This is a genomic window from Klebsiella sp. F11, from assembly GCF_056712265.1.
Genome location: NZ_CM160060.1, coordinates 5,239,872 through 5,256,508 on the forward strand (window position 1 = coordinate 5,239,872; position 16,637 = coordinate 5,256,508).

At 54.8% G+C, this 16,637-nt stretch carries 14 protein-coding genes; 3 read left to right on the plus strand and 11 right to left on the minus strand.

The genetic code is table 11. The features are described from left to right. The first annotated feature begins 83 nt into the window (after positions 1-83). Positions 84-365, plus strand: a complete 282-nt coding sequence (locus AC1M2H_RS25765; protein WP_480149581.1) for a YjcB family protein — start codon at positions 84-86, stop codon at positions 363-365. A gap of 53 nt (positions 366-418) precedes the next feature. Here the strand turns inward: AC1M2H_RS25765 and AC1M2H_RS25770 are convergent, their stop codons facing one another. From AC1M2H_RS25770 to AC1M2H_RS25785, 4 genes are all read right to left on the minus strand, one after another. After that, positions 419-1,261, minus strand: a complete 843-nt coding sequence (locus AC1M2H_RS25770; protein WP_133601227.1) for an ABC transporter permease — start codon at positions 1,259-1,261, stop codon at positions 419-421. A gap of 14 nt (positions 1,262-1,275) precedes the next feature. Continuing rightward, positions 1,276-2,106 carry an ABC transporter permease gene (locus AC1M2H_RS25775; protein ID WP_480149582.1) on the minus strand — a complete coding sequence of 277 codons (831 nt, stop codon included), beginning with the start codon at positions 2,104-2,106 and terminating at the stop codon, positions 1,276-1,278. A 68-nt stretch (positions 2,107-2,174) separates the two neighbouring features. Continuing rightward, the gene (locus AC1M2H_RS25780; protein ID WP_480149583.1) at positions 2,175-3,314 is read right to left on the minus strand and encodes an ABC transporter substrate-binding protein; all 1,140 of its coding nucleotides are present in this window, start codon (positions 3,312-3,314) and stop codon (positions 2,175-2,177) included. A 29-nt stretch (positions 3,315-3,343) separates the two neighbouring features. Beyond that, a complete protein-coding gene (locus AC1M2H_RS25785; RefSeq protein ID WP_480149584.1) occupies positions 3,344-4,393 on the minus strand; it encodes an ABC transporter ATP-binding protein in 1,050 nt (349 codons plus the stop codon). 61 nt (positions 4,394-4,454) lie between these two features. On the opposite strand from AC1M2H_RS25785, the gene AC1M2H_RS25790 reads away from it, so the two are divergent. Beyond that, a protein-coding gene (locus AC1M2H_RS25790) for an IS1 family transposase (RefSeq protein WP_480149585.1) occupies positions 4,455-5,152 on the plus strand; the annotation gives its coding sequence in 2 pieces (ribosomal slippage) (positions 4,455-4,704 and positions 4,704-5,152; 699 coding nt in all). 179 nt (positions 5,153-5,331) lie between these two features. Here the strand turns inward: AC1M2H_RS25790 and AC1M2H_RS25795 are convergent. From AC1M2H_RS25795 to AC1M2H_RS25805, 3 genes are all read right to left on the minus strand, one after another. Next, positions 5,332-6,026 (minus strand): IS1 family transposase gene (locus tag AC1M2H_RS25795; protein WP_480147781.1). Its coding sequence is split into 2 segments (ribosomal slippage): positions 5,332-5,780 and positions 5,780-6,026, totalling 696 coding nucleotides; the frame shifts between segments, so codons are not numbered across the junction. Between the two features lie 303 nt (positions 6,027-6,329). Beyond that, positions 6,330-8,753, minus strand: coding sequence for an outer membrane protein assembly factor BamA (gene bamA, locus AC1M2H_RS25800; protein WP_480149586.1), 2,424 nt, complete (start codon positions 8,751-8,753; stop codon positions 6,330-6,332). Positions 8,754-9,148: 395 nt separating this feature from the next. Next, a protein-coding gene (locus AC1M2H_RS25805) for an IS3 family transposase (RefSeq protein WP_480151850.1) occupies positions 9,149-10,356 on the minus strand; the annotation gives its coding sequence in 2 pieces (ribosomal slippage) (positions 9,149-10,035 and positions 10,035-10,356; 1,209 coding nt in all). A gap of 398 nt (positions 10,357-10,754) precedes the next feature. Here AC1M2H_RS25805 and AC1M2H_RS25810 point away from each other — a divergent pair. Then, positions 10,755-11,105, plus strand: coding sequence for a helix-turn-helix transcriptional regulator (locus AC1M2H_RS25810; protein ID WP_480149587.1), 351 nt, complete (start codon positions 10,755-10,757; stop codon positions 11,103-11,105). 332 nt (positions 11,106-11,437) lie between these two features. On the opposite strand, the gene AC1M2H_RS25815 is transcribed toward AC1M2H_RS25810, so the two are convergent. From AC1M2H_RS25815 to ssb1, 4 genes are all read right to left on the minus strand, one after another. Beyond that, entirely contained in the window at positions 11,438-12,781 is a 1,344-nt protein-coding gene (locus tag AC1M2H_RS25815) for a carbohydrate porin (RefSeq protein WP_480149588.1), read from the minus strand. A gap of 275 nt (positions 12,782-13,056) precedes the next feature. Beyond that, a complete protein-coding gene (locus AC1M2H_RS25820) occupies positions 13,057-14,451 on the minus strand; it encodes an MFS transporter (RefSeq protein WP_480149589.1) in 1,395 nt (464 codons plus the stop codon). Between the two features lie 45 nt (positions 14,452-14,496). Next, complete coding sequence (locus tag AC1M2H_RS25825; protein WP_480149590.1) at positions 14,497-15,585, minus strand: cellulase family glycosylhydrolase; 1,089 nt, start codon at positions 15,583-15,585, stop codon at positions 14,497-14,499. 439 nt (positions 15,586-16,024) lie between these two features. Next, complete coding sequence (gene ssb1, locus AC1M2H_RS25830; protein WP_426813447.1) at positions 16,025-16,555, minus strand: single-stranded DNA-binding protein SSB1; 531 nt, start codon at positions 16,553-16,555, stop codon at positions 16,025-16,027. Positions 16,556-16,637: the final 82 nt, after the last annotated feature.

Genomic DNA, 16,637 nt, shown 5'->3' on the forward strand with positions numbered 1-16,637 from the left:
TGCCCGTCGATAGCCAGAGCGCCACGTCATCGTCAGTCTCGCCAGGTTGTCAAAGGCCCCGACTTTCTTTGAGGATCAGGTTAATGGCTTCCATTACTACCAGTGTCATACTGCTGCGCTGGCCGCTGGTGAGCGCAGTGCTGATGTTTTTAGCCAGCTCGATGAATATTCAGCTGCGTAAAAGCGACTACGCCGGCTTAGCGGTGATCTGCAGCGGCCTGGGGCTGGTCGCCGCCTGCTGGTTTGCCACCGGCCTGCTCGGCATCACGCTGATCGACGTTGCCAAAATCTGGGGCAACATTAAAGACGTCATGGTTGAAGTGATGAGCCAGACGCCGCCAGAGTGGCCGATGATTATGACCTGATAGTAAAAACGCTTCCCACCGGGAAGCGTTTTTACTGGCGGGTAGCCTGAGCGCTATTTGCCCATTTTCGCCAGCATTTCCGGGCGCATAAATTTATGAATAACCAGCATAAACAGCAGCGACGGCAGTAATAAAATCAGCGCGGTAATAGACGACACCTGATAGTTTCCCGACATGCTGGCGTTGTATAGCAGCAGCGGCAGCGTGGTGATATCCGGCGCGCCGACAAAAAAGGTGCCGGTAAACTCATCCAGCGACTCCAGAAACACAAAGATGCTGGCGGCGATTATCCCCGGCGATGCCTGGGGCAAAACGATATGCCAAAACGTATACACCGCCCCGGCTCCCAGATTACGTGACGCTCTTGCCAGCAGCGGATCGACCGCTGAGAACGCCGCCACGCAGATCCATACCGAATACATCAGACCGTGCACGCTGTGCACCAGCACCACGCCGGCCACGGTGCCGTTGAGCCCCCACTGATAGAAAAGTCGGGCGATATTCATATATACCGTCAGGTTAGGGAAGGCCTGCGGAATAAGAAACAGCAGCATAAAGCCCACCCGCAGCGGCATGCCTCGCCGCGATAGCGCATAGCCGGCGGGGATCGAAATCAGCAGGCACACCAGCACCGACAGCACGGCAATCAGCACGCTGGTCAGCAAAGAGCCGGAGACATCGCTATAGGGGCTGAACACCTGATACCAGTATTTCAGCCCCCACTGGCTGGGCAGGGCGTGGGGAAAAAACCAGCTTTCGGCCACCGTCCAAATCAGTAGATTCAGCAGCGGGCCAAACATCGCCAGCAGCATCAGAACCAGCAGCAGCGTCTGCAGCGGCAGGCTGGCGCTTAGCTTTCTCCGCCCTTTCGCCAGCAGCGTCGCGGGTGGCGTCATCGTAACCTCCTTCATCATTCTCCCCCTTTTTGCCGCAGGCTATGACGCAGATAAAACCACGACAGCGCGCCACAGATAAGCAGCGAAACGACGCCCAGGGCGTTAGCTACGGCGTAATCTCCGTAGGAGTTCACGCGAAACGCCATATCAACGGTGATCATCGTCGGCGTGCCGACGCCTATCATCAGCGGCACCGACAGCACCGACATCATGGTGACGGTCGAGAGCACCAGCACCACGCCGATAGCGGGCAGCACCTGCGGCAGAATAATATCAAACAGGATCCGCGGGCGAGAGGCGCCGAGGTTGCGCGCCGCCAGAATTTGCGACTGCTCAAGCGCCGCCATAGCGCCGCAGATCAGCAGCGTGGCGAACGCCAGCTGCTTCCAGACGAAGGTGATAATGATGCCCTTCCAGCCCAGCCAGGAAATAGTCTCCAGCGGGGTGAGCAGATCGCTGGCGACCAGCGCGTTGTTCATGAGGCCGTTTTTGGCCAGAAAGGTGCGCATCATCTGCGCCGCAACGATAAAGGGAATAAACAGCGGCAGGCGATATAAAAATGCCAGCATCCGCACAATCGGCCGACAGGAAGACAAGGTAATCACCGCGGAGAGGGTGATGGAAATCAGCGCCAACAGCGCCACGGAGCTCAGCACCACGATCAGCGTAAACAGAATATCGTTGGAGTAGAGCGCATAGACTTTGCGAAAGTGGGCCAGGGTCAGCCGCTGCGCATCGTCGGTAAAGGCGGCAATCAGCGAGAAGCCCAGCGGATATAAAAACAGCACGGTGATGGTCAGCGCGGCGGGAGCCACCAGCAGCAGATATTTCAGCGAAATACGCATAGCAAACCTGATATTAGCGGAGAGAAACGCCCGGGCCGGCGCGGAGCCGTTCCGGGCATCGACGAAGATTAGTTGGCGACCTGACTTTCGTAGCCTTCTTTAATATCGTCAAAATAGGCGCTAATCGGGAAGCTTTTGCCGTATTCCGCCAGCGCCTGCGGCGAGATCTCAGCAAACAGCTTTTGCCACGTCCCCGCATCCAGCTGCGGCTTAACGTGCTGCGCATCGATGCCGGGATACCAGTTAAACTGCTTCACGATCCCCTGCGCCTGTACCTCCGGGCTGGTCGCCAGCGCAATAAATTCGCGCGCCAGCTGCGGATTCGCCGCCTTCACCGGAGTGACGTAATACATCGGCTGCCCGGGCATGCCCGGCGCCAGCAGGGAGAGCTTGATCGACGGCGGCAGTTTGCCCTGATCTTTCCAGCTGTAGAACATATCCACCCATACCGGCCCCATCGCGATCTCCCCGCGGGTCAGCATATCGAGCGTCCCGGCGTTGCCCGGCGTGAAGGTGACGTTTTTATTAAAAGCCTTCAGCTTTTCATAGGCCTGGCCCCAGTTTTTCTCCACGCCTTTATCGTACGGCAGGGAGGAGAGGCGCTGCGCATCGGTGCCGTAGGCGTACATCCATCCCACCACGAAGCTGACCCCGGACATGCCGTTTTTAATCCCGTTATAGCCGAAAGCCTGCGGGTTTTTCTGCGCCCAGGCCACCAGCTCATCGTAGGAGGCCGGCGGGGTTTTGATCGTCTCGCTGTTCCAGGCAATGGCGGTCTGGCTTAAAAACATCGGCATCACGTAGCCGTCAACGTTAACGCCGAGGGCATTTTTAGCGTTATCGGCGCTGACCAGGCTGCCGGTCTTAATCTGCGAGCGGTACTTCGCCAGCAGCCCCTTCTCGACCAGCTCGCCGCCGGCGTTTTGATGCACCACGGCAACGTCAATATCCCAGCTGTCGGCGCCGCTCTCCTTCTGCGCCGTCAGCTTTTCGATAATTTTGTTCGATCCCGCGTCCCCCGGCCCGGTGCCGATAACCTGCACCTTGACGCCCGGATGCGCGGCCTCGAACTTCGGCCCCAGCCAGGTTTTTACGTAATCCACCATATTCTGATCGCCCGCCGTCGCGACGTTCAGGATGGTATCGGCCTGCGCGCCGTAGCTCAGGAGTACGGCGGCCGCTAGCGCAACGTTTGTTTTCGTAAACATGGTTTATCCCCAGAATGAACACGATGATGTCAACTTGCATGAGATGAAGGAAAAATATGCAGCGCCGGCGTCGGCACGTGCAGCCTGACCGGCGAGCTGGCGGGCCAGCAGCGGGTAGAATCCGCCAGCAGCAGGCGATCGCGACAGCGCACGCTGTGGCGATATAAATGGCCGAGGAAGGCGCTTTGTTCGACGATGCCGTCGAGGGTCAGCCCCTCCTGCGGCGCGCTATCCGTTAATGAAAAGAGCGCCGCGTCGGTACTGCGGAAATAGATCACCTGCTCGTCAGCATCGGCGTCTGAATATGCCGTTGGGCTGCGCCAGTTAATAACGTCGAGGGTGCGGATATCGCGGCTATTTATTTTATTATCGGCGCCCATAAAATCGGCGACAAAAGGCGTGGCGGGTCGCTGATATATCTCCTCCGGCGTCCCTAACTGCTCAATGCTTCCGTTATTTAATACCGCGACACGATCGGCCATCACCAACGCCTCCTGCTGGTCGTGGGTGACAATTAATGAGGTGAAGCCGAGCTTCTTCTGCAGCGCTTTTATTTCATGGCGGACGTTAAGGCGGACTTTGGCATCCAGATTGGAGAGCGGTTCATCCAGTACCAGCACGTCCGGCTCAATCGCCAGGGCGCGCGCCAGGGCAACCCGCTGACGCTGGCCGCCGGAAAGTTCGGTCACCTTCATCTCCGCCAGGCCCGGCAGGTTAACGATATGCAGCAGCTCCGCCACCCGGCGGTCGATATCGTCGCGACGCCACCCGCGCAGCTTCAGGCCGTAGCCGATATTGCGGGCCACCGTTAGATGCGGCCACAGCGCATAGCTTTGAAAAACCATCGTAATATTGCGCTGCTCCGGCGCGCTATGGGTAATCTCCCTGCCGGCGACAACGATCTCTCCGCTCTGTACCGGAATAAAGCCGCAGAGCGCGTTGAGCAGCGTGGTTTTGCCGCAGCCCGATGGCCCCAGCAGGGCGATCATCTCCCCCTTCTCTACCGCCAGATCGATATTATGCAGAACAACCTTATCGCCGTAGCTAATTCTCAGATTAGCAATGTGCAGATAGCTCATATTCGGGGTAATGCACCCAACTTGCTGATTTAGTGTATGATGGTGTTTTTGAGGTGCACCTGTGGCTTCCGTCTCCGTCTGCTGTCCCTCCTGTTCCGCCACTGAGGGCGTGATGCGTAACGGCAAAAGTACTGCCGGGCATCAGCGTTATCTCTGCTCTCACTGCCGTAAAACATGGCAGCTTCAGTTCACTTATGCCGCTTCTCAGCCCGGTACACACCAGAAAATCATTGATATGGCCATGAACGGAGTCGGTTGCCGCGCTACCGCACGCATTATGGGCATTGGCCTCAACACCATTTTCCGCCATTTAAAAAACTCAGGCCACAGTCAGTAACCTCCCGGATAAATCCGGGAAGTGACGTCATCGTCTGTGCGGAGATGGACGAGCAGTGGGGTTACGTCGGGGCCAAATCGCGCCAGCGCTGGCTGTTTTACGCGTATGACAGGATACGCAGGACGGTGGTGGCACACGTCTTTGGTGAGCGGACCATGGCCACACTGGAACGTCTTCTGAGCCTGCTGTCGGCTTTTGAAGTGGTGGTATGGATGACAGACGGCTGGCCGCTGTATGAATCCCGTCTTAAGGGAAAGCTGCACGTTATCAGCAAGCGTTACACGCAGCGTATTGAGCGGCACAACCTGAACCTGAGGCAGCATCTGGCGCGGCTGGGCAGGAAGTCGCTGTCGTTCTCAAAATCAGTGGAACTGCATGACAAAGTCATTGGGCACTATCTGACGATAAATCATTACCAATAAATTGGAGTCATTACCTTCTTCAGGATAAGCACATCACCTGTTCCGAGGGGCAAACGGTATATATCACCAATCACTATCCGTCGAGCAGAACGTCGCTGATCGTTTGTCGCTATCCGCTCAAATCAAGCAAAAAGTCATTTTGTACCTCATCTTACTACTTAAAATGGTAATGCCTCCAATCAGTAGAACATGTACTTTTCGATGAAGGCACCGATGACCTTTTCGTGCAATTCGATGGAACGTGAAAAACATATTGTTTTGCGTGCCAGCCGCTTGATACGGGTTCGCAGCGTCAGATTGTTTCGCTCAATGCGCTGTGTGAAAATTTTACCAGTCAGATGTATCTCCTTCGGCACCTCTCTGGCATAACTGCCCCAGTTATCGCTGGTAATCATGCCGATGCTAAAGGGCGTCAACAGGGCCAACAGTTCCCGACATGTCTCATCGGTACGTGGGCCGAAAGTATAAGCCAGTACGCCACCCGTTTTGGTATTGTAAGCATACCAGAGCCAGTGCTGCCGGGCTTTACTGCCAACAAAGCCCCACTGCTCATCAAGCTCGCAGATGAGTGCCACATCGGCATGAGCGACAGGAGAAGCGGTTATCCGGGACGGCGAGAGCTTTTTAATGTCCGTATGACGGTATTGATACCGACCTTAAGAACTCTGGCGGTATCGCGGACGCCGGCACCGTTGTGTGCCAGTTCAACTATCTGTTCTTTTACACCGGGTTTTCTGGCTTCATAGGTATAAGCCAGCTGAAAAACGCGGCGACATGACCGGCAACGAAAGCGCTCGTGCCCGGAACAGCTGTGCCCATGGCGATAAACAGAATCGGAATGGCAACGAGGACAATGAACAGTAACGGTAGCCATAGAAAGCCCTAAATACCAGTAGCATATCATGGTTTTCTATCGATTGAAGGCATTACCAAATAGCCCTGCATAACTTTACAAAAAAATATCGACGCGGAATTCAGATTAAACAACGACATAACGGCAAAATAGACTATTTTGCCGTCCATGCTCACGCTTACCCCTGGCGGGCAGCTCGCCGCCGGGGGTTATGGGAGTAGAAAGGCCTCGGCGCCCACTGCGTGAATGATAGCCATCAGAGCGTCATCTCTCACGCGGCGGCGCGGCGGCGCGGCGGTAGTAGAAAGGTTCTTTGCCCCCCGCTTACCAGGTTTTGCCGATATTAAACTGGAACTGCTCGGCCTTATCGCCATCGTACTTTTTAAATGGCTCAGCCCAGGAGAAGACCAGCGGCCCCAGCGGCGACATCCACTGTACCGCAATCCCCGCCGACATTCGGATATGCAGCGGGTCGCTATAGTCCGGGATCCCCGCCGCCAGAGTTTGGGCGTTATTCTGCCACGAGGTGCTCCATACCGTGCCCGCATCAACAAAGAACGAGGTCCGCAAACTGTCGGCATATTTGTCGCTAATAAACGGCGTAGGAATAATAAACTCGCTGTTCAGCACCGCCATCGCATTTCCTCCAACCGCGTCGGAAGAGCTCTCCAGCGGGCAACCGCTATAGCTGCTTTCAGAGCCATTACAGCGATAATAGGCCGCCTTCGGGCCGATAGTATTTGAGGAGAAGCCGCGCACCGATGACGATCCCCCGGCGTAGAAATTATCGTAAAAGGGTACCGTGCTCCCCTGCAGGCCGCCGGCATAGCCCGCTTTCAGATGCTCCATCCATACCCAGCTTTGGCCTTCATTTAGCGGCACATACTGGGTGCTATCAAGGGTGAGCTTGTAATAGCGGTTATCCGATCCCGGGACGGTCACTTTGCCGCTCAGGCTGCTTTTATTGCCGGAGCGGGGGAAAAACCCGCGATCGAGATCGTTATAGCTCCATCCGAGGCTGATAAAAAAATCGTTGGCGCTGTATTCCGCCCCGCTGTCGCCATCTTTGGTCACCACCTGCGGATAAATGCCTCGCGAGTTAAGGTAATTCCAGGTCGTGAGCTCCGGATCCATATTGGTCAGGCGGTTGTGGACATAATCAACGCCCAGATTCAGCGAGTTATTTTCGGTAATCGGGAAGCCGAGATTGCTGCCAAGGCCGTAGCTTTGCTGGTTGTAGCTGCCGGAGTCGGCATCGGAGGCGTCATAGCTGTTATAGAAAATCTTGCCGCCCAGACTCACGCCGTCGACGGTGAAATAGGGGTTAGTCGCGCCGAGCTCAACGTAGGACTGATAGCTATTGCGGGTGCCGTTAAAGCTGACGCTGTTGCCGGTGCCCAGCCAGTTATCCTGGGTCACTCCCAGCTGGTAGCTGACGCCGCTATCGGTACCAAAGCCCAGGCCAACGTTAAATGAGCCGGTATTGCGCTCTTTCACCTTATAGACGACGTCAACCTGGTCCTGGCTGCCGGCAACCGGGGTTATCTCTTTATCAACGCTCTCGAAATAACCCGTGCGATCAAGACGCTCTTTTCCCTGCTGTACCTTTTCATCGTTGAGCCACGCGCCCTCCATTTGCCGCATTTCGCGACGTAAAACGGCATCGCGCGAGGTATCGTTGCCGATAAAACGAATCTGGCGTACGGAGTAGCGGCGCCCGGCATCGACGCTAATACGCAGCGTCACGCTTTTCTGCCGATCGTCAATTTCGGCGTGCGTCGTCACCTGCGGCCAGGCATAGCCATATTTACCGAAGCGCTTTTTAATCGCATTTTCGACGGCGGTAATCTCGGCTCCGCTATACCACCTGCCGGACAGCGGCTGGGCCAGCTCCTCAATTTCCTGGCCATGCGTGGCCATCTCACCCGTCACCACGGTGCGGCTGACTTTGTAGCGTTCTCCCTCTGTAAGGTCGATCGTAAGATAGAGCGATTTTTTATCCGGGGTAATACTGACCTGGCTGGAATTAATGGCAAAACGCGCATAGCCACGATCGAGATAATAGCTGCGCAGCGTTTCAAGATCCGCCGCCATTTTTTGTTTTTGATATTTTTTATCACCGATAACGTTCCACCACGGAACCCGATCGCGGAGCTGAAGTTGGTCGAGCAGCGTTTCCTCGCTAAACGCTTTATTGCCAATAATATTAATCTGGGCAATGGTTGCCGACTTCCCTTCCTGAAAGACAAATTTTAAATCCACGCGGTTGCGCGGCAGCGGCGTCACCACCGCATGGACCGTGGCGCTATATTTCCCGACGCTGTAATAGAAATCCTGCAACCCCTTTTCTATTTCACTGAGGGCGTTACGATCCAGCGCGCTACCCGCATCAACGCCGCTGGCGGTGAGGTTCTCTTTCAACATCTCGTCCTTCACCGATTTATTGCCAGCGAAGCTGATACTGGCAATGGTCGGGCGCTCTTTAACCTGTACCACCAGCGCACGGCCATCGCGCAGGATCTGCACGCTCTCAAAGTTGCCGCTGGCGTACAGGCCACGTATCGCGTCGCTGATATCGTCGTTCGAGATCTCTTCTCCCGGATGAACGGGCATGTTCAACAGTGCCGCTCCTACGGTAACGCGCTGCAAGCCCTCAAAGCGAATATCATCAATAGTGTACGAAGTCGCGGCATAAAGCGTTAAGGGTGAAATCAATAATCCGGCAATGATATTTTTTTTCTTTAGCATGGGCGTTTTATTTAAAAGAGATTTAGAAATAGCAGGAGTCTGCTGGGATTAACCTAAGCGAGGCGCAGAATTGCACTTAATTATGGTGAAACAATGGAGAAAAAATGGATCTTAAAGAACCGTAAATAAAAACATTTATCGACGGAACTCGAGCCTATTTTTTCGGTCTGAGAGGGTCAGGAAGTAATATATAGCGTACTTTTAATTAATTAAAAAAAACAAAAAGCCCCCTTTCGCATTGGTTGAAAGGGGGAAAGATCTTGTTAGGAATGATGCTCTCTGGGGTTGACCAGGAACACGCAAAAGTTATCTTAAAATACCGCAGATAAAATGAAGAGATATTGAAAAAATTATGCAGTGATCTTGACCCGCCATCTCCGGACAGCTTTTGTATCTTAAGTTAACGATGCCCGCTGCCGCCGGTACTCTCTCGGAGAGTGATATCCCAGCGCACTGTGCGGGTGATTTTCATTGTAGTGATTGAACGCCGCTGCAAGGTTCTGTAGCGCTGTTCCCACATCTGGTTTTGGCATGAACGCGATGTAATCTTCCTTCATCGTTTTCACGAACCGTTCGGCCATGCCGTTACTTTGTGGGCTGCTCACCGCTGTTGTACACGGCTCCAGATTCAGTTCTCGCGCGAACTTCTTCGTTTCATGCGCGGTGTACGCTGAACCGTTATCTGTCAGCCACTGCACTGGTTTACCCGGCAGCGTGCTACCGAAGCGCCTTTCCACTGACCTCAGCATCACATCCTGTACCGTTGAACTGTCGTAGCCTCCCGTGCTCGCTGCCCAGTCTATGGCCTCCCGGTCGCAACAGTCCAGTGCGAACGTCACCCGAAGCTTCTCGCCGTTGTCACAACCGAACTCGAAGCCGTCTGAACACCAGCGCATATCGCTTTCCGCTACCGCGATTTTGCCTTTATGCTCCCGCTTCGGACGCTCTGGTTTATCACGCAACAACAGCAGGTTATGCTCGCTCATTATCCTGTAAAGCCGTTTGGCGTTCACCGGTGGAAGTCCCTCTACACGGCGTTGCTTACGCAGGATACCCCACACCCGCCGGTAACCGTAGCTGGGCATGTCGCTGATGATGCCGAGGATCTCCGACAGTATCTCTGCATCAGCTTCGTCATTACGCCGGTTGCTGCGCCTGTCCTGCCAGTCGGCAGAGCGGCTCACCCGCAGTGATAACTGCGCACGCGACACGCTCATGGTGCGACTAACCAGAGCTATTCCCCGTCCTTTGGCAACAAGGGCGCGTGCGCTATCCATTTTCGCGACTGGCCGTACTCCACCGCTTCTTTGAGGATCTCAACTTCCATCGTCTTCTTACCCAGGAGACGCTGTAGTTCCCGGACCTGTTTGAGTGCAGTCGCCAGCTCCGAAGCCGGAACCACTTCCTCTCCGGCCGCAACGGCGGTGAGGCTACCTTCCTGATATTGCTTCTTCCATTTAAACAGCAGACTGGGCTGAATACCGTGCAGACGAGCAACGTGGGAGACATTCATACCCGGCTCCATTGTTTGCTGGATGATGGCAATTTTCTCTTGCGGAGTCTTACGCTTACGGGCTTCTTGCCCTAACAGGATCCCGGTCATCTCAAAATTAACATGGTTGTTAGACATATATTTAAGCCTATCTCTTATCTGGAGATACAGCTACTGTCCGGTGTTTCAGGGGGCTACATCAGAAAAAATTATGCAGAGAAACCATTACGTATGCGCAAAATATATCTGCAGGGATATTAATCCAGATTCTTCATATTTTCCTCAAAATGACAGGATATGGTCGCAGAGGCTTAGGGGAGCATCATCGAAAGCCGATTGCGATATCTAAAAGCAAAGTAGTGGCGCCTTGCCAGGGACGGTAAGGCATTTCCCCGCGGCGGCGCTGGACACCAGGGCCCGGCAGAGAGCCATGCCGGGCGATAACCTGACCGCGACTTCACCCTCTGCCCGCGCCATGAAGCGACGGGCGCCATCGTTCTGGAACCGGCATGAATCAGCGTAAAAAAGGGATCCAACAGGCCGTGCTGCACGAACTGGTGCGCTGGATAAAAAATAATCTCGAGAAAAAACTCACCGTCAATGCGCTAAGCGTTTTTTCCGGCTATTCAGAGTGGCACCTGTTTCGCCTCTTCCAGCAATATTTCCAGATGTCGCCAATGGAATTCATCAGGCGGCAGCGGATGCTGCTGTGCCGGGATTTGCTGCAGATAAAGCCAGCCTTTCGCATCGTCGATATCTGCATTATGGTCGGCTATGAGGACATCAGCGCATTTAACCGAACCTTTAAAAAATACTATTCGGTCACGCCCTCGCAGTTTCGTAAAATTTCGGCGGTATAAAGCCGCCGTCCAGGCGCCTGACCGACACGCTAACCCGGCAGGGTTGACTAAAATAAACGGATGTCCCTGCGGAGCGCCGCGCCATGAGCATCCTCTGTTTGCCGCGATTATTTATCGCCTGGTCTACCTGCCTCCTCGCGATGCTGTTAGTTGGCTCCGTTTATGCCGCTTCCGCTGAGAAAAAACCGCCGCCGCCCGGCGCGAGGAGACGCCGCTCAAGACGGGAGACGTCCCTGCAGTGCAGTAAGGCGCAGAGGTACTAAAAAACCCCGCCGAAGCGGGGTTTTCGTCAGCCGGCACGGTGCATTCCACAACGCGCGTCCTTTACCCAATCAGAAGAAGTATTTGAAACGCACCCGCGCGCCATAGCGTTCATCGGTATTGCCGGTTTTCGCTGCCGACGAGTCCAGCCACGATGCGTAGGCCCCGAGGTAAATATTAAAGTTCGGCATATCCATAATATTCGGCAGCTGCCACGAGGCGTGAATGGTATGGATGTCATAGCGTCCCGGCGCCAGAATCGCACAGTCACCGTCGCACTCCGCGCTCACGCCGGACAGATTGAACTCGTCGATTTTGTTATGCGCGTAGATATAGCCCAGCTCTACGCGATGCCATAGCGCATTGATACCGGCGCTGAAGTCCTTTTCGTCCGCCGCATCCAGATACGCGGTGCTCAAATTGACCACCGCGCCATCCTGCGGATCGGCCTTCTGCGTATTCCAGCTTAGGGTCATTCCGTAGCCGGTACGGCTGGAGCGATCGACCCAGCGGCCATTTTGGTCCTGATAACCGTAGGCGTTATTCACGAGGTTGCTCTCCAGCGCCGCCGCCACCGACCAGTCTCCGGAGCGCCACGCCGCCACCGGGCGCACGTAAACCACGTTTTTACGATTATCCAGCGCATTGCCGTGATAGCTCTGGCCAACAAACAGCGAGCTGCCGTCCTCCACCAGCGTATTGACCTCAAAATACCAGTCATCCAGGGTTTTGCTGAGCAGGAAGTTGCCGCCGCTGCTGCTGCGCCCGCGCCCCTCTTTCATCATATAGATATAGCCATAGCCGTCGCTGTACAGATCGTTCGCCGTATTACCAGAATACTGAATAAACGTATCCTGGTTCAGCGGGAACATATCGTAGGCTTCGAAGCGACCGATTTTAATTTTCCAGTCATCCTCCTGACCAAAGAAAAACGCCGCGTCATCAAGATTCATTTTGCCATTCATATCCGCCAGCGGCTGTACGCTAAACCCGGCGTATTTGCCGTTAGCGCCTTTACGCAATCCATCAAAGCCCAGAAGAATTCGTCCGTTAATATCCCAGCGCTCTTTGTCTCCCGGAGCCCAGTTTTTATTAGCGCTGGTTTTTATCGAGGTCAAACTACCGGTACGGCTGGCGCCGTCCATATTAAACTCGACGTCGCCGTAGAATTTTATATCGCCATAATCATTAAGCTGTAAAGCGGGTTTAGCCGGCGCGGCGCTGGCTACCGCCGCCGGCTTATCCTGACGTTTTAGCTGGTCGATCTCCGCCTCCGCGCTTGCCGCCCGCTGCTCGGTCGCCTTCAGCCGTTGTTCCATTTGTGCCAGTCGCTCCTCAAGGGATAACGACGCCTGTGCATTGACCAGAGGGGTAAATAAAGACGTCAGAAAACATCCGACCCAGATTTTATTCATCGGTAAAGCCTTTTATTATTTAATTAAACGAAGTTTATTTTTAGGGTTTATGAATAAAGCATGACGATGATGACAATAATAACCCGCCCGTCGTCACGGACGGGTTATTAACGACAATAGCAATATTATTCGTGCGACCGGACGGCGGCGCCAGCATCCCGCGGCGACATAAGCGCAGGGCTATTCAGGCCTGCCGGTCTATTTTCTCCTGAGGATATATCTCCGCACAGGAATATCATCACCGATTCCCCGGACGGTATATTTTATCGGCGTAACTAGTTTATCGGCAGCGGCTGCTTCAGATTATCCTCACTATCGTTTTCCGGACGCGCAGCCTGTCGGCGCTCCGCCAGTAAAGCGCAAATCTCAGCGTGCTTATCTTCCGTAAAGGTGTAGCGCGACATACAGCCCATACGAATCAGCGAGCCAACCGCGGGCAGCAGGCAGATGCCGAAGAACAGACCGTTAAGCACGCTCTCGCTTTGGCTGGCCGCCTGCGGCACGTAGCCTATCAGCGTCAGAAATACGCCGATTAATCCGCCGCCGACGGCCACCGACATTTTGCCGGTAAACGTTTGCCCGGAGAAGGTAATCGCCGCGCAGCGTTTGTTGGTGTGATATTCGGCGTATTCAATGGTATCGGCAATCATTGACGAGGTCAGAATATTGGACATCATCACAAACAGCGTGCTTAAACCCAGCAGAATAAAAAGCAGCATTGCGTGCTGATAGCCGGAAAACCACATCACCACGCGCACCAGGATATCCAGCCCGCAAAGGATCATAAACAGCTTCCGCTTCTGCATTCTGCGCGTCAGCATCGGGGCCACGAGGCACAGCACCGCGGCGACGATCCCCATAATACCGATCGCCATTTGCAGCCCGCCGTCGCCCATATTGTAGATAAAGAAATAGATGTAAATACCGCCGGCGACGTTGTGGAATATGCAGAAAAAGAACGACAGCAGGACAATAAATAGCGGCTTATTTTGCCGCAGATTATGGAAGGTATCGCGCATGGTGACCTTTTCCGGACCGGCCTGCACGCGCTCTTTAATCTGGAAAAAGCCGTTCAGCATCAGCGGCAGGCCGACCATCATCATCACCAGCGCCGCCATAAAATAGCCCTTATCGTTGCTGTATTGGGCAAAGAACGCCGCAAGCCTGGGGAAGAAGATATTGGCGCAGGCGATACCGGCATTGACCCCCAGCATTGCCGCCGTCACCGCACGGGTGCGCTGACCGGAGTCGTTGGTCATCACCGAGGACATCGACCAGAACGGAATATCCGATATTGCGTACAGCGTGCCCCACAATATATAGGTCACCCCGGCGTAGATAATCATGGTGGTCATATCTGCTTCGATTTTATAAAACGCCAGCAGCGTGACCCCGGTAATTAACAGCGGCGCAATCAGCAGGAAATGACGAAACTTACCAAAGCGGCTGTTAATGGTATCCATAATGCTGGCGAACAGCGGGTCGTGAACCGCATCCCACGCGCGCGCAATAAGGAAAATCGTACTCGCCGCCAGCGCCGAGATCCCCAGCACATCGGTATAAAAATAGTTAATAAACGAGCCCACTAAACCAAAACTAAAACACTGACCTAAACCATAGCCAAAATAAGACCACAACTCCCGAGACGGTATTTTCATTGTCGTTGCCATAGTGCGTACCCTAATCCCGGCGGCGTACCGCCGGATATATTATTATTATGCCCGTGACGGCTGGGCAATGTGACGAAGCCTGCGCATAAGCGCAATCTCTTTGCGGGAGAACGGGATCCCATTCTCTTCAAAGACGTCGTGGAACCACAGCCGGCAGTAATCGCCAGACTCCTTCATCACCACCGGCCACGGCAGCCACGTTTGGGTTTTACCGCGCACCAGGCCCCACTGGTAAGGTGCGACTTTCGCTATATACATCAGCGGCAGCTGCTCTTCGATGGTGCTGCCGACGTGGCGAGCCAACCATTCGGTGCAAAAAAGCGGCCGCTCCAGCTGCTGGAGCTGCTGGATAATCGCCGTCATGCGGGCGGTATTGGTGTAGGCGTGATAGCTGATCACGTCCGAAAGCGCCAGCGCGGCCCGATCCAGCGGATGCTGGTAGAATGTCTCTCCTTCAACTTCCTCCGGCAGGCGCCACGCGCAGACGGTAAGCGGCTGCGTCGGGTCCTCTTCCCTCGCCCAGCGGAAGGCGAGCTCCATCAGCTCCTGGGCATAGGTTTCCAGCTTTTCGTCGTACAGCACCTCAACCGTACCGGTGGCAAAGATGCCGCGATTGCCCGGCTCGTTATAGAGATCCCAGAGCAGAACCCGCTTATCGTCGCGGAACTGGCGGATAACGTCGCGGATATAGCATTCGATCTGCGGCCAGCAATCCCGGTCGCAAACCTTCTCCCGTCCGGGGCTCGCCGCCGCCTGGCTGTTGTGCTTGCCGGGTACCGGCGGCTTTTGCGGCCCCAGATAGGGTTCGTCGCCCGAAAAACCGCAGTCGTCCATCAGCGTCAGCATGGTGCTAAAGCCGTGGCTATCCGCAATTGTCAGGAAACGCTCGATGCGGGCCATCAGGCCATCACGGTCGTCCTCCCAGACGATAAACGGCAGGTTGATGCGCAGCGTGTTGTAGCCCGCCTCTGCCGCCCAGCCCAGTTCGCGATCGATGGTTGGCGCATCGAACGTCTCCTCCTGCCAGATATCGGTCCAGTTGACCGCCGTCGAAGGAAGATAGTTAAACCCGCAAAGCCAACCCTGCTGCTGATACCACGCCTGCGCCTGCTCTTTACTCCACTGCTGTTTCATCGCTGCTCCTGACCGCTGATAATAATTAGCTAATAAATATTAGCTAAGGCATAAATGAGCAAATAGCGGCGTTCAGAAAAGAGATAATCCTCACAATCCTGAGGCCCTGATGGCGATGAAACGTGATCGACTGCGCAGAAGGCGCGGACCGGAAGAACGGGGCTATTTAGCCAGAAGGTAAGAGAAGGATTGGGAAGCGGTGGAACGAAAGAAACATATTAACACTTTGTTTATAAAAATAATTTATTTAAAACCGACGTCAGATGCGGCGGTCTGATCCGGCCCGCAGTCGGAGCGGGAAGCTGAGAAGCGCAGGCGGGAAATGGGAATAAGAAAGCGGGAAGCAGGAAGCAGGAAGCAGGAAGCAGGAAGCAGGTCATATTAGTAAAAAAACCCTGCCGCAGCAGGGTTTATGGTTCTTAAACCGCCGTTCTAAAACTCAGAACGGGATGTCGTCATCGAAATCCATCGGCGGTTCATTAGAAGGCGCTGCCGGAGCCTGCTGCTGCGGACGAGACTGCGCGCCGCCGCTGAACTGGTTCTGGTTGCCGCCCTGCGGCTGCTGAGGCTGACCCCAACCGCCCTGCTGCTGGCCGCCGCCTGCCGGAGCGCCGCCGCCCTGACGGCCGCCCAGCATCTGCATGGTACCGCCAACGTTGACCACGACTTCGGTGGTGTATTTCTCAGTACCGGACTGATCGGTCCATTTGCGGGTACGCAGCTGGCCTTCAATATAAACCTGCGAGCCTTTACGCAGGTATTCGCCAGCCACTTCCGCCAGCTTGCCGAACAGCACGACGCGGTGCCATTCGGTCTGCTCTTTCATTTCGCCGGTCTGCTTATCGCGCCAGGATTCGGAAGTCGCCAGCGTGAAGTTAGCGACTGCGCCGCCACTTGGCATGTAGCGTACTTCCGGGTCCTGCCCCAGATTACCGACGAGAATCACCTTGTTTACGCCTCTGCTGGCCATGATCGAATCTCCTGAATACGTTTCTTAATAAGTGTAAACCGGTAATACTAACACCACAAAGGTGCATTTTGATAGCTGGGAC

What these genes read in the sequence shown, in the direction of transcription:
- AC1M2H_RS25765 (WP_480149581.1), top strand. Translation starts at nt 84, where the DNA reads ATGGCTTCCATTACTACCAGTGTCATACTGCTGCGCTGGCCGCTGGTG.
- AC1M2H_RS25770 (WP_133601227.1), bottom strand. Translation starts at nt 1,261, where the DNA reads ATGACGCCACCCGCGACGCTGCTGGCGAAAGGGCGGAGAAAGCTAAGC.
- AC1M2H_RS25775 (WP_480149582.1), bottom strand. Translation starts at nt 2,106, where the DNA reads ATGCGTATTTCGCTGAAATATCTGCTGCTGGTGGCTCCCGCCGCGCTG.
- AC1M2H_RS25780 (WP_480149583.1), bottom strand. Translation starts at nt 3,314, where the DNA reads ATGTTTACGAAAACAAACGTTGCGCTAGCGGCCGCCGTACTCCTGAGC.
- AC1M2H_RS25785 (WP_480149584.1), bottom strand. Translation starts at nt 4,393, where the DNA reads ATGAGCTATCTGCACATTGCTAATCTGAGAATTAGCTACGGCGATAAG.
- bamA (WP_480149586.1), bottom strand. Translation starts at nt 8,753, where the DNA reads ATGCTAAAGAAAAAAAATATCATTGCCGGATTATTGATTTCACCCTTA.
- AC1M2H_RS25810 (WP_480149587.1), top strand. Translation starts at nt 10,755, where the DNA reads ATGAATCAGCGTAAAAAAGGGATCCAACAGGCCGTGCTGCACGAACTG.
- AC1M2H_RS25815 (WP_480149588.1), bottom strand. Translation starts at nt 12,781, where the DNA reads ATGAATAAAATCTGGGTCGGATGTTTTCTGACGTCTTTATTTACCCCT.
- AC1M2H_RS25820 (WP_480149589.1), bottom strand. Translation starts at nt 14,451, where the DNA reads ATGGCAACGACAATGAAAATACCGTCTCGGGAGTTGTGGTCTTATTTT.
- AC1M2H_RS25825 (WP_480149590.1), bottom strand. Translation starts at nt 15,585, where the DNA reads ATGAAACAGCAGTGGAGTAAAGAGCAGGCGCAGGCGTGGTATCAGCAG.
- ssb1 (WP_426813447.1), bottom strand. Translation starts at nt 16,555, where the DNA reads ATGGCCAGCAGAGGCGTAAACAAGGTGATTCTCGTCGGTAATCTGGGG.